The organism is Pseudomonas sp. NPDC089396 (assembly GCF_044749545.1).
Lineage (GTDB): Bacteria > Pseudomonadota > Gammaproteobacteria > Pseudomonadales > Pseudomonadaceae > Aquipseudomonas.
This window is the reverse complement of sequence record NZ_JBIVIC010000001.1, coordinates 179,235-191,422: the sequence shown is the minus strand read 5'-3', so window position 1 is coordinate 191,422 and position 12,188 is coordinate 179,235. Positions and strand designations below refer to the sequence as shown.

Sequence of the window (12,188 nt, the reverse complement as noted above, 5' to 3'; positions counted from 1 at the left end):
CGGGATGTAGCTTTCTTGTAGTTATACTACATGGACGCCAACCCGCCCAGTTAAACGAACGTGGAGAGTGGTGGTTTGACTATTCCTTGCGACATTCTGGTGTTCGGTGGCACCGGTGACCTGGCCCTGCACAAGCTGCTGCCGGCGCTCTATCACCTTTATCGCGAGGGGCGTCTGAACATTGCCGTGCGCATCATCGCCCTGGCCCGGCGCAATGTTTCGCGCGACGAGTACCTCAAGCTCGCCGAACGCCATTGCCGGGCCCAAATCGCCCGCAATGACTTCGAAGAAGAAGTGTGGCGGCGCTTTTCCGCACGCCTGGACTACTTTTCCATGGACGCGTCACAGAGCGCCGACTTCGGCCGCCTGGCGCGCTACCTCGGCGAGCCTGGCGGGCTCACCCGCATCTTTTACCTGGCGACCGCCCCCAACCTGTTCGTGCCGATTGCCAAGCACCTGCGCATTGCCGGGCTGGCCGACAGTGAAGCCCGCATTGTGCTGGAAAAGCCCATTGGCCACTCGCTGGAGTCGGCCATTGCCATCAACGAAGCGATCGGCACTGTGTTCGAGGAACGCCAGGTGTTTCGCATCGACCACTACCTGGGTAAGGAGACCGTGCAGAACCTCATGGCCCTGCGCTTCGCCAATGCCTTGCTCGAACCGGTATGGCGCAATGGCCAGGTCGACCATGTGCAGATCAGCGTCTGCGAAACCCTGGGCGTAGAAAACCGCGGCGGCTACTACGACCGCGCCGGCGCCACCCGCGACATGCTGCAGAACCACTTGCTGCAGCTGTTGTGCCTGGTGGCCATGGAGCCTCCGGCGCAGTTCGATGCCGAGGCCGTGCGCGATGAGAAAGTGAAGATTCTGCGCGCCCTGAAGCCGATCAGCGGCCAGGACGTGCAGGACAAGACCGTGCGCGGCCAGTACGGAGCTGGCCACATCGGCGGCCAGGAAGTGCCGGCCTACTACTTCGAAAAGGATGTAGATAACGACAGCGACACCGAAACCTTCGTCGCCGTGCAGGCACATGTCGACAACTGGCGCTGGGCCGGCGTGCCCTTCTACCTGCGCACCGGCAAGCGCATGACGCGGCGCTCTTCACAGATCGTCATGCAGTTCAAGCCAGTGCCCCATGAGTTGTTCAGTGGTGGCCAGGTCAACCAGTTGCTGATCCAGCTGCAGCCGGACGAACGCATCAGCCTGCGCATGATGACCAAGAGCCCCGGCAAGGGTATGCGCCTGGAGCCGGTGGACCTCGACCTCAACCTGGCCCAGGTATTCGGCCAGACACGTCGCTGGGAAGCTTACGAGCGCCTGTTGCTGGATGTTCTGGAAGGGGATTCGACGCTGTTCATGCGACGCGATGAAGTGGAAGCCGCCTGGGCCTGGATCGACGCCATCATCAAAGGGTGGGATGAGCACTTCCAGCCGCCCCGCCACTATGCGGCCGGCAGCAACGGCCCCGAGCAGGCCAACAGCCTGTTGGCCGGGCATGGCAGGCATTGGCATAGCTGAAACCCTGCCCGGTCCCCGTGCCACTTTGCATCAACGAAAGTAGCGCGGCGTCGTATGGCGCTACTTTCAACTGCAAAGGCATTCATCATGAGCAAAATCGAAAACCTCTCTGCATACAACAACGAAGTGCCAGGCCAGCCAGTCTGCTTCGAAGTACAGGGAACCGTGACCGTTGCCCACTCTGGTATCGAACCCGTTCTGGCAGAACCCGAGGTACGCCACAAAGGCGGCTGGGAAGTCCTGCAGCTCACGCTGGTGGACAATGGGCAACCGTCACTCCAGGCCCTGACCGAGAAACCCGTCTTTTTCCGGCGCGAAGGCGTTAGTTCATGGAAAAAACTGGAAATCATTTCTGCCGAAGGCTCGCAAATGGTTGAGATCGGGCACCGCGTAGCCGTCAACTGACGGCTGGCCATGCCAGATCGGCATCAGGTGTCGATCTGGCATGACGCGCTGCAACAAACCGATGAGCGACAGTGGCTTAAGGTGAATATTTATACAGTAGGTGTTTGCCCCGTAACCGGCCTCCCCCTAGAATGGCCGGATGCACACAGATGACCTCTCCCTCCTGCTCAACTCCCTCAACGATGCCCAACGCCAGGCTGTCGCGGCCACGCTCGGTCGTCAGCTGGTGCTTGCGGGCGCCGGTTCCGGTAAAACCCGCGTGCTGGTGCACCGCATCGCCTGGCTGATCCAGGTCGAGCAGGCCTCGCCGCATTCGATCCTGTCGGTGACCTTCACCAACAAGGCGGCCGCCGAGATGCGCCAGCGGATCGAACAGCTGCTGGGTATCAACCCGGCGGGTATGTGGGTCGGCACCTTCCACGGCCTGGCGCACCGCCTGCTGCGCGCGCACTGGCAGGAAGCCCGCCTGGTGCAGAACTTCCAGATCCTCGACAGCGATGACCAGCAGCGGCTGATCAAGCGGGTGATGCGCGAGCTCGGCCTGGACGAGCAGAAATGGCCGGCGCGCCAGGCGCAGTGGTTCATCAACGGGCAAAAGGACGAGGGGCTGCGACCACAGCATATCCAGGCCAGCGGCGACCTGTTCCTGATGACCATGCGCGACGTCTACAGTGCCTATGAACAGGCCTGCGAACGCGCCGGCGTGATCGACTTCTCCGAGCTGCTGCTGCGTGCCCTGGACCTCTGGCGCGATCACCCCGACCTGCTCAAGCACTACCAGCGGCGCTTCCGTCATGTGCTGGTGGACGAATTCCAGGACACCAACGCCGTGCAGTACGCGTGGCTGCGTTTGCTCGCGGGCGGGGGCGACAGCCTGATGGCGGTAGGCGACGACGACCAGTCGATCTACGGCTGGCGCGGTGCCAAGATCGAAAACATCCACCAGTACACCGCCGACTTCCCCGACGCCGAAATGATCCGTCTGGAGCAGAACTACCGCTCCACCGGTGGCATCCTCAAGGCCGCCAACGCCCTGATCGCCAACAACAGTGGGCGCCTGGGCAAAGAGCTGTGGACCGATCTGGGCGAAGGCGAGCCGCTGACGCTGTACGCCGCCTATAACGAGCACGACGAAGCACGTTATGTGGTGGAGACCATCGAGAGCCTGATCAAAGGCGGCAACGCACGCAGCGACATCGCCATCCTGTACCGCTCCAACGCCCAGTCGCGCGTGCTGGAAGAGGCCCTGCTGCGCGAACGCGTTCCCTACCGCATCTATGGCGGCCAGCGCTTCTTCGAACGCGCCGAAATCAAGAACGCCATGGCCTACCTGCGCCTGCTCGAAGGCCGCGGCAACGATGCAGCGCTGGAGCGGGTGATCAACGTGCCACCCCGCGGCATTGGCGAGAAAACCGTAGAGGCCATCCGCGAACATGCCCGCCACAGCCAGCTGTCGATGTGGCAAGCCATGTGTCAGCTGATTGCTGCCAAGGCACTCAAAGGCCGTGCAGCCAGTGCCTTGGGTGCCTTCATCGAATTGATCGAGAGCCTGGCCGGCAAGGTCGCCGACATGCCTCTGCACACGATGACCCAAACGGTCATCGAGCAGTCCGGGCTGATCATCTACCACCAGGAAGAAAAAGGCGAAAAGGGCCAGGCACGGGTAGAAAACCTTGAGGAACTGGTCAGCGCCGCGCGCAACTTCGAGGCCAGCGAAGACGACGCCGAGCTTTCGCCGCTGTCGGCGTTCCTCGGCCACGCCTCGCTGGAAGCAGGCGACACCCAGGCCGACGAGCACGAAGACAGCATCCAGCTGATGACCCTGCACAGTGCCAAGGGCCTGGAATTCCCCTACGTGTTCCTGGTGGGCATGGAAGAAGGCCTGTTCCCGCACAAGATGAGCCTGGAAGAGCCCGGCCGTCTGGAAGAGGAACGCCGCCTGGCATACGTGGGCATCACCCGCGCCATGCGCCAGCTGATCATGACCTATGCCGAAACGCGCCGCCTTTATGGCAGCGAGACCTACAACAAGGTGTCACGTTTCGTACGGGAGATTCCGTCGGGCCTGGTTCAGGAAGTGCGCTTGTCCAATAGCGTCAGTCGCCCGTTCGGTGGCTCGAAAAGCAACACGAGCAGCCTGTTCGCCAACGCCAGCATTCCGCAGACCGCGTTCACTCTCGGCCAGCGCGTGCAGCATTCGGTATTCGGTGAAGGGGTTATCCTCAACTTCGAAGGTTCCGGCGCCCAGGCACGGGTGCAGGTGAACTTTGCCGAAGGCAGCAAGTGGCTGATGCTGGGGTATGCCAAGCTCGAAGCCATTTGAGGCCTCCAATGCCGCTATCGCCGGCAAGCCGGCTCCCACAGGGGCCGGCTCAGCCAGGCTTGTAACATCCAGGCAAAAGCTCGAAACATTATGTCGCTGGTCATGTGCCCGGGAACCTGTGCACCATGACGCGCGTGCAATCCACAACAGGGGATATCCCACTTATGCAACGTTTTCTTAGCATCGCACTGGCGCTCTGCGTCGGCCTGACGCTGAGCCTGGACGCCAACGCCAAGCGCTTCGGCGGCGGCAAGAGCTCGGGCTCCGCGCCTATCCACCAGACCCGCCAGGCCACGCCAACCACGCCTGCAGCCGCGCCGACCGCTCCAGGCCGCGCACCGGCCGCCGCCAGCGGTGCTTCGCGCTGGCTGGGCCCACTGGCCGGCCTCGCCGCCGGTGGCCTGCTGGCGTCCATGTTCATGGGTGACGGCTTCGAGGGCTTCCAGATCATGGACTTCCTGATCGTCGCGCTCATCGCCTTCCTGGTGTTCCGCTTCATCGCCGCGCGCCGCCGCCAGCAGCAGCCGCAAATGGCCGCACCGGGCCATGCGCCGTTCCAGCGTGAAGCCCATGCCCAGCCTGCCCAGCCGTCGGTCTTCGGTGGTTCGGCTGCACCTGCCGCTGCAGCTGCTCCGGTGATCAACGCCCCGGCCTGGTTCAACGAGCAGAGCTTCCTGGCTGCCGCTCGCAACCACTTCCAGTCGCTGCAGCAGCACTGGGATGCCAACGAGATGGACAAGATCGCCGAGTTCGTCACGCCGCAAATGCTCGAGTTCCTCAAGCGCGAGCGCGCCGACCTGGGTGACGGCTTCCAGTCCACCTACATCGATAACCTCGATGTGCAACTGGACGGTGTCGACGATCGCTCGGACCGTACCGACGCTACCCTGACCTTCCGTGGCCTGTCGAAGACCTCGCGCTTCGACCAGGGCGAAGCCTTCAGCGAAAGCTGGCACATGGTTCGCGCCAAGGGCGAGAACCAGCCCTGGCTGGTCGCCGGTATCCGTCAGAACGGTTAACCGTCGCACGTTTGCACAAAAAACCCCGGGCCTGTCCCGGGGTTTTTGCTTTTGCCAGAGCGGCCTACTAGGGTATAACGCGCAGCGTTGTCATCAAGGTAGAGGATGTGAACCGTGGAAGAAGTGATCGAACAACTCCGTGAAGCCAATGAACCCGTACCGGTGCCGCTGGAGCTTCCCGACGAAGACCAACTGGTTGAGATCGAGGAACAGCTGTTCATCAACATTCCGTTCGTGTTCAAAGAGTTCCTGTTGACCGTCAGCGACGTGGTGTATGGCACGCTGGAGCCGGTGACCGTTACCGACCCGCAATCGCACACCTACCTGCCCGACGTAGCGGCCAATGCCTGGGACGCCGGTGTTCCGCGTGAACTGATCCCGCTGTGCCAGGACGGCGACAACTACTACTGCGTCGAGGAAGATGGCACCGTGGTGCTGTGGGAAGGCGACGCAGAAGAGGTCGGCGAAGACAGCTGGGAATCGGTGTGGCACTGGGCGCGGGATGTTTGGCTGGAAAGCTGATTGAGAACCAACCGCAGAAAGTGATGGCCACAAGCCACTCTCTCTCGTAGAATCGCCAGGCTTTCTGCGCCTGGCGACATCGCTACCGCTCCATCCCCTCGGACTTCGATGAAATCTCGCGCAGAGGGCATGCCCTCAGTGGGTATGGTCGCGGCTGTTTTCCAGCGTCTCCAGCAAGGCGATCTGCATACGCGAATGCACGCGGATGAACCAGCGCCACAACAGTGCCACCACCACCGCCGCCACAACCGCAATGATCAGCAACAGCTCGTTGGTCGGCAGGATGCTTGCGGACAGGGCCGAGAGCAGCAGGAATATCACCAGCAGCGACAACAGTGGAATCACTTCGGCGACCACGCGGCGCACACGCTGAGTATGACGACCCGCCATTTCCGGCTTGACCCCCATCTCCGCCAGCAGCATCGACAGCGCCTTGAGCTTGCGGTACGCCGCAATCAGAAACGGCAGCGACAGCAACAGTGCCGCCCCCCAGATCACCGCCTTCTGCTGGCTCACATCACTGACCCATTCATTCAGCCAATCACCGATACGGCCAGCGAAATAGCCGCCGCTGAAGAAGATCGCGATCACCAGTGCCAGGTTGACCCCTACCTGCAACAGGATGCGTCGGATCATCGCTGCCAACATGGCACTTTCACCTTGCGGTTGAATGCTGCGCAACCACTCGCCATAGAGCGACAAAACCCGAGAAAGCCGGCTCGGCATCACCTTGCCAAGCTTCAGGGACAGCGGGTCGGCGGCGCGGATCAGGTACGGCGTCAGCAGCGTGGTGATGGCCGAAACCGCCACGGCGACCGGATAGAGGAAGTCGCTGGTCACCTGCAGGGTCATGCCCAATGCCGCGATGATGAATGAAAATTCGCCAATCTGTGACAGCCCCATGCCCACACGCAGCGAAGTTCGCCCGTCGTTACCGGCGATGAAGGCGCCCATGCCGCAGGAGAGCATCTTGCCCAGCACCACCGCCAGGGTAATGACCACGATCGGCCAGGCGTAATCGAGCAACACCTGTGGGTCGATCATCAATCCAATGGCGACGAAGAAAATGGCGCTGAACAGGTCACGCACCGGCTCGATCAGCTGTTCGATCTTCAATAGCTGACGCGACTCGGCCATGATCGCACCGATCAGGAAAGCGCCCAGTACCATGCTGTACTCAAGCTTGACCACCAGCAGGCAGAAACCAAAACACAGGCCCAGCACGGTAATCAGCAACATCTCGTTGCTCTCGAACTTTGCCACATAGGCCAGCAGCCGCGGCACCAGCAGAATGCCGATGACCAGCGCGACGATCATGAACAGCGACAGCTTGCCCACGGTGGAGAACACTTCCCCGGAGCTGACCGATCCGCTGACCGCGATGCCCGAAAGCAAGGCAATGATGCCGATACCAAGAATGTCCTCGACGATCAGCACGCCAAAGATCAGCTGGGCAAAACGCTCGTTCTTCATCTTCAGGTCGTTGAGCGCCTTGACGATGATGGTGGTCGAGGAAATGGCCAGAATGGCGCCCAGGAACAGCGAATCCATGGTGCTCCAACCGAACCAGCGGCCGATCTCGAAGCCGATCCAGATCATCAGGACGATTTCCAGGAACGCCGCAATGAACGCCGTGGCCCCCACCTTGAACAGCTTGCGCAGGCTGAACTCAAGCCCCAGACAGAACATCAGGAAGATCACACCCAGTTCGGCCAGGATCTTGATCGTGTCTTCGTCGTGAATCAGCCCGAACGGCGGAGTGTGAGGGCCGATGATGAAACCGGCGACGATGTAGCCCAGTACAACAGGCTGCTTGAGGCGGTGGAAGAGGATCGTCACCACCCCGGCGACCAGCATGATCACTGCCAAGTCCTGGATGAAGCTGATGGCATGCATGGCGCGATTCTCCTTTCTCGATGCCCATTATCTGGATGACCAGGCAGACCGCTCCTCTGCCAGGCAAACCCGAGCGAGCAGCAAGTACATACTGTATTGAATGCAGGAAAGCCCATGTTGCATGGGCGTAGTCAGGTTAACATCGCACCCCGCCGCAAAATGCCGGCGCAATATGTAGAAACAGATCGGCCGGTTAACGGCCTGCGATGGCGTAATAGGCGTGACCATGGCGCGTCAGCCATCGTCCCGTATCAGAAGGCAAATTTCAAAAGGGGAAACAGAAGTGTCAGCAGATAACGACCCCGATTGGCCCGATTCAGCGCAACCTCACCGTGAGCACACTATGGAACCTGGAAACGCCCAGCTGAGCATGACCGTCCTGATGACCCCGGACAAGGCCAACTTTTCTGGCAACGTACATGGCGGCACCTTGCTCAAGTACCTCGACGAAGTGGCCTATGCGTGCGCCAGCCGTTATGCGGGTAGCTATGTAGTCACCCTGTCGGTCGACCAAGTGATCTTCCGCGAGCCGGTACATGTCGGCGAGCTGGTGACCTTCCTGGCCTCGGTCAACTACACCGGCAACACCTCCATGGAAGTGGGCATCAAGGTGGTCACCGAGAACATTCGCGAACGCTCGGTGCGCCATTCCAACAGCTGCTTCTTCACCATGGTCGCGGTCGACGACAATCGCCGCCCAGTGCCGGTCCCTGCGCTCCAGCCGCAATCGAGCGAAGAAAAGCGCCGCTTCCTTCAGGGCCAACAGCGCCGCCAGATCCGTCAAGAACTGGAAAAGCGCTATCAGGACCTGAAGACCGATTCGATTTAATACGCCAGGCGCTGCGCCTCGAAGCGCACACGCGGATGGGCGATGCGATCCTGGGCCCGCACCAGCTGCAGTTCGTAGCTGGCGCAGGCCTGGGTTTCCAGAAGCACCTCATGCACCGCCGCCGCAGTGAATTCGAATGCCTGTTGCCAGCTGTCGCCCAGCAGCACGCGCGCCAGGAACAAGCCCGAGGTCAGGTCGCCCACCCCCACCGGCTGACGCGGAAACGCCAGCAGCGGGCGGCGCAAGTGCCAGCTCTGGTCGCGGGTCACCAGCAACATCTCGAACATGTCCTGCTCCCGCCCCGGATAGGCCAGGTGCTTTACCAGCACGACTTGCGGGCCGCGCTGGAGCAGGCTGCGCGCCATGCTGACGCAATCCTCCAGGGATTGCGCACGTCGGCCGCAGAAGCTGTCCAGTTCCAGCTGGTTAGGGCAGAGGATGTCAGCCTGTGCCGCCGCCTCGTCGAGCAGGAACTCGCTGACTTCCTGGGGAACGATACAGCCCTTCTCCGGGTGGCCCATGACGGGATCGCACAGGTACAGCGCCTTCGGATTCACGGCCTTGATCCGCGCTACCCCGGCCAGGATCGCCCGGCCCTGTTCGGCGCTGCCCAGATAGCCGGACAGCACGGCATCGCAATGGCCAAGTTCGCCAATGTTGGAAATACCTTCCACCAGCGCAGGAATTTGCGCTGGCGCAAGCACTTCGCCCGCCCACTGGCCATACTGAGTGTGATTGGAAAATTGCACGGTATTGAGCGGCCAGACATTGACCCCGATACGCTGCATGGGAAACACCGCGGCGCTGTTTCCGGCGTGGCCGAACACCACATGGGACTGGATGGCGAGCAGGTGCGGGGTACGTTTCATGCGCAAGGTTTCCAAATCTGTTTCAAGGACTGTGCGTTGCGCAGTATGAACTCGATTGCCACCTGTACGACAGGCCAGAGACGCAGTTAAGCTGGTTCGACCTGTTTGGAGCATACGCAAATGTTGACCCTGGAGAATCTCTTCGTCCTGATGCTGGTGGCCACGGCAGGCGCTTGGTTATGGCACAACCATGGGCTGCGCGAGAAAGCCCTGGAGCGGGTCAAGCAACATTGCGCCAAACTGGACCTGGAACTGCTCGACGATGCCGTCGCGCTCAAGCGCATCGCGTTCATTCGCGACGCCAACGGCCGCAAGCGCCTGGCACGGGTGTATGCCTTCGAGTTCACCGTAACCGGTGAGCAACGCCACCCCGGTACAGTGACCCAGTTCGGTGCCCACAGCATGCAGATCGAACTGGCGCCCTACCCGTTCGAGATCAAGACGCCGCCCCGGGTCGATAACGTGATCGAAATGCAGCAGTGGCGCCAGGAGCACAATCGCTGGAGCAAATGATCAGCAAACCCGGCATTCATCCAGTGCCTGCTGCAGTGCTTGCTGGGGCTGCGGTTGATCGAAGATCAGCTCGATGCGGGTGTCACGGCGCCATTCACTGGATTGCCAATCCGGCAGGGTGCCATTCAGGCCATTGAACGATTGCCAACCTTCCAGGGTGTGGATAACACCTTTGGCCCGGCGCCATGCCCAGGCTTCGAGGAAGCTACCCAGACGCTGTGCATCAAAACGCTGTGATGGATGCCAGCGCCAGCCGATGCTCCAACCTCCCTCCCCGTCCTGGACTGAACAGATTGGCACACATGGATCTGTCCACAAACCACCTGTCGGCCTGCTGGGGATATGTATATCCACAGCGATGTTATCAACAGAATTGGCGCTTAATTCACCTGTGGATGAAAGTGGCAGTTGCTGAAAAGCAATTCGTCCGTGATTTGTCCACAACCCCCTTTTTTCATAAATTTCCTTACTTATCAACAGCTTACATTTTTCATCAACAGCCTCGCTCTTGTTCAGGACGACCCGTGCAGCGGCGTCCAATGCCTGTTGTTGAGCCTCGCAAAGGGGCTCCCCTCGCGCCAGCGCCTGGGCATCCACGACCATGACCAGTGGCTGCACGGCCAGCACGCCAAGCCAAGGGGCACGACCCAGCTGATCGAGCAGCTGCAAGGGGTGCCCAAGCCCTGAAGGTTCGATGAACAAGCGATCAGGACGCGCCTTTCGCAGCAGCCGACCCAAGCCGACCTGAAACGGCATACCGTTCACGCAGCACAGGCATCCCCCGGCCACCTCGGCGATGGCAACACCGTCCTGGTCATGGGCCAGCAGTGCCGCATCGAGGCCGATCTGGCCGAACTCATTGACCAACACCGCCCAACGCTCAGCCGCCGGGCGTTGAGCCATCAGGTGGCGAATCAGGCTGGTCTTGCCAGCACCCAGCGGGCCGGCGATGACATGGGTGGGGATGTTCTGCAGCATGCGATCACTTTCGAGGGGATTTGTCCCCACTATGCCCCGTCACGCCAGCCAGTCAAGGCTGGGATAGGTTTATACATATCCACATACCCACAGGCTGCCGACTTACCACGGCCCGAACGGATCCGCCATGCGCAGCCAGCCTTTAGGGCCCAACGCCATCTCGTCATCACTCAGCAGGCAGGCATCCAGCTCTGTGGATAACCTTTCGAAGTGGATATCTTGCCCGATGAACACCAGCTCCTGTCGGCAATCACCGCTCTCGTCATTCCAGTGCCTGAGGATCTCTGCCTTACCTTGTTCATCCTGCGGCCACTGCTCACGCGGCACGAATCGCCACCAGCGGCCGGCCAGGCCATGGCGCATCATGCCCCCCGCCTGTGACCAACTGCCGGCCTCCTGGTATTTGCTGGCCAACCAGAAGAAACCTTTGGAACGCAGCAGCCGGCCGTTCTGCCATTCGCTGTGGATGAAATCGAAGAAGCGTTGTGGGTGCAGGGGCCTGCGTGCTGCCCAGGTGTTCGCCGCGATGCCGTACTCCTCGGTTTCCGGCCTATGCTCACCGCGCATTTCCTGCAACCAGCCTGGCGCCTGCGCAGCCTGCTCGAAGTCGAACAACCCAGTGTCGAGAATCCGCCCCAGCGGCACCTGGCCCATCACCATCGGCACGATCTGAGCGCGCGCATTGAGGCTACGTAAAATGGCCGTGAGCTCTTCACGCTCGTGACGGCTGATGAGGTCGATCTTGCTCAGCAGCAGCACATCAGCGAACTCGACCTGCTCGATCAGCAAGTCGCTGATCGAGCGCTCATCGTCGTCACCCAGGGTTTCACCACGGCTGGCCAAGCTGTCGGCCGCCTGATAGTCGCGCAGGAAATTCACCCCATCGACCACCGTGACCATGGTATCCAGACGCGCCAGGTCGGACAGGCTGCGACCCTGCTCGTCGCGGAAGGTGAAGGTCTCGGCGACTGGCAACGGTTCGGCGATACCGGTGGACTCGATCAGCAAGTAATCGAAGCGACCTTCCCCGGCCAAACGCGCCACCTCTTCCAGCAAGTCCTCACGCAGGGTGCAGCAGATGCAGCCATTGCTCATCTCCACCAGTTTTTCCTCGGCACGGTTCAGGCTGACGTTGCGCTGAACCTCACTGGCATCGATGTTGATTTCACTCATGTCGTTGACGATCACCGCGACCCGCAGATGGTCACGGTTACGCAGCACATGGTTGAGCAAGGTGCTCTTGCCGGCGCCGAGGAAACCGGAAAGCACAGTGACGGGAAGACGATTGGGCATGGCGAGACCTCTTCAGACGGGCG

General features: G+C 61.1%; 11 protein-coding genes. 7 read left to right on the top strand and 4 right to left on the bottom strand.

Going from position 1 to position 12,188, the window contains the following annotated elements; translation table 11 throughout:
- Positions 1-75: 75 nt before the first annotated feature.
- From zwf to ACIPZB_RS00915, 5 genes are all read left to right on the top strand, one after another.
- Positions 76-1,518, top strand: coding sequence for a glucose-6-phosphate dehydrogenase (gene zwf, locus ACIPZB_RS00935; protein ID WP_400638648.1), 1,443 nt, complete (start codon positions 76-78; stop codon positions 1,516-1,518).
- Positions 1,519-1,605: 87 nt separating this feature from the next.
- On the top strand, positions 1,606-1,923 hold the full coding sequence (locus ACIPZB_RS00930; protein ID WP_400638647.1) for a hypothetical protein: 318 nt from the start codon (positions 1,606-1,608) through the stop codon (positions 1,921-1,923).
- A 139-nt stretch (positions 1,924-2,062) separates the two neighbouring features.
- Entirely contained in the window at positions 2,063-4,246 is a 2,184-nt protein-coding gene (gene uvrD / locus ACIPZB_RS00925) for a DNA helicase II (protein ID WP_400638646.1), read from the top strand.
- Between the two features lie 164 nt (positions 4,247-4,410).
- Complete coding sequence (locus ACIPZB_RS00920; protein WP_008092267.1) at positions 4,411-5,265, top strand: Tim44 domain-containing protein; 855 nt, start codon at positions 4,411-4,413, stop codon at positions 5,263-5,265.
- 114 nt (positions 5,266-5,379) lie between these two features.
- A complete protein-coding gene (locus tag ACIPZB_RS00915; protein ID WP_400638645.1) occupies positions 5,380-5,787 on the top strand; it encodes an SMI1/KNR4 family protein in 408 nt (135 codons plus the stop codon).
- Positions 5,788-5,922: 135 nt separating this feature from the next.
- On the opposite strand, the gene ACIPZB_RS00910 is transcribed toward ACIPZB_RS00915, so the two are convergent.
- Complete coding sequence (locus tag ACIPZB_RS00910; RefSeq protein WP_400638644.1) at positions 5,923-7,683, bottom strand: cation:proton antiporter; 1,761 nt, start codon at positions 7,681-7,683, stop codon at positions 5,923-5,925.
- 343 nt (positions 7,684-8,026) lie between these two features.
- Between ACIPZB_RS00910 and ACIPZB_RS00905 the strand changes: the two genes are divergently transcribed.
- Complete coding sequence (locus ACIPZB_RS00905; protein ID WP_008092263.1) at positions 8,027-8,512, top strand: acyl-CoA thioesterase; 486 nt, start codon at positions 8,027-8,029, stop codon at positions 8,510-8,512.
- Here ACIPZB_RS00905 and pdxY read toward each other — a convergent pair.
- A complete protein-coding gene (pdxY, locus tag ACIPZB_RS00900) occupies positions 8,509-9,381 on the bottom strand; it encodes a pyridoxal kinase PdxY (RefSeq protein WP_400638643.1) in 873 nt (290 codons plus the stop codon). The two genes, ACIPZB_RS00905 and pdxY, sit on opposite strands and share 4 nt — an antisense overlap.
- A gap of 120 nt (positions 9,382-9,501) precedes the next feature.
- On the opposite strand from pdxY, the gene ACIPZB_RS00895 reads away from it, so the two are divergent.
- Positions 9,502-9,894 (top strand): DUF3301 domain-containing protein, encoded by a 393-nt coding sequence (locus ACIPZB_RS00895; RefSeq protein WP_400638642.1) that lies wholly within the window; start codon positions 9,502-9,504, stop codon positions 9,892-9,894.
- Here ACIPZB_RS00895 and ACIPZB_RS00890 read toward each other — a convergent pair whose 3' ends face one another.
- Positions 9,895-10,872: a CobW family GTP-binding protein gene (locus ACIPZB_RS00890; RefSeq protein ID WP_400638641.1), complete on the bottom strand. Its 978-nt coding sequence runs from the start codon at positions 10,870-10,872 to the stop codon at positions 9,895-9,897. It abuts the gene before it with no gap.
- Positions 10,873-10,974: 102 nt separating this feature from the next.
- Positions 10,975-12,165 (bottom strand): zinc metallochaperone GTPase ZigA, encoded by a 1,191-nt coding sequence (gene zigA, locus ACIPZB_RS00885; RefSeq protein WP_400638640.1) that lies wholly within the window; start codon positions 12,163-12,165, stop codon positions 10,975-10,977.
- Positions 12,166-12,188 lie beyond the last annotated feature (23 nt).

Excerpts from the sequence above, each read along its gene's own strand:
- ACIPZB_RS00930 (WP_400638647.1), top strand. The coding sequence starts at position 1,606 with ATGAGCAAAATCGAAAACCTCTCTGCATACAACAACGAAGTGCCAGGC.
- uvrD (WP_400638646.1), top strand. The coding sequence starts at position 2,063 with ATGCACACAGATGACCTCTCCCTCCTGCTCAACTCCCTCAACGATGCC.
- ACIPZB_RS00920 (WP_008092267.1), top strand. The coding sequence starts at position 4,411 with ATGCAACGTTTTCTTAGCATCGCACTGGCGCTCTGCGTCGGCCTGACG.
- ACIPZB_RS00910 (WP_400638644.1), bottom strand. The coding sequence starts at position 7,683 with ATGCATGCCATCAGCTTCATCCAGGACTTGGCAGTGATCATGCTGGTC.
- ACIPZB_RS00905 (WP_008092263.1), top strand. The coding sequence starts at position 8,027 with ATGGAACCTGGAAACGCCCAGCTGAGCATGACCGTCCTGATGACCCCG.
- pdxY (WP_400638643.1), bottom strand. The coding sequence starts at position 9,381 with ATGAAACGTACCCCGCACCTGCTCGCCATCCAGTCCCATGTGGTGTTC.
- ACIPZB_RS00895 (WP_400638642.1), top strand. The coding sequence starts at position 9,502 with ATGTTGACCCTGGAGAATCTCTTCGTCCTGATGCTGGTGGCCACGGCA.
- ACIPZB_RS00890 (WP_400638641.1), bottom strand. The coding sequence starts at position 10,872 with ATGCTGCAGAACATCCCCACCCATGTCATCGCCGGCCCGCTGGGTGCT.
- zigA (WP_400638640.1), bottom strand. The coding sequence starts at position 12,165 with ATGCCCAATCGTCTTCCCGTCACTGTGCTTTCCGGTTTCCTCGGCGCC.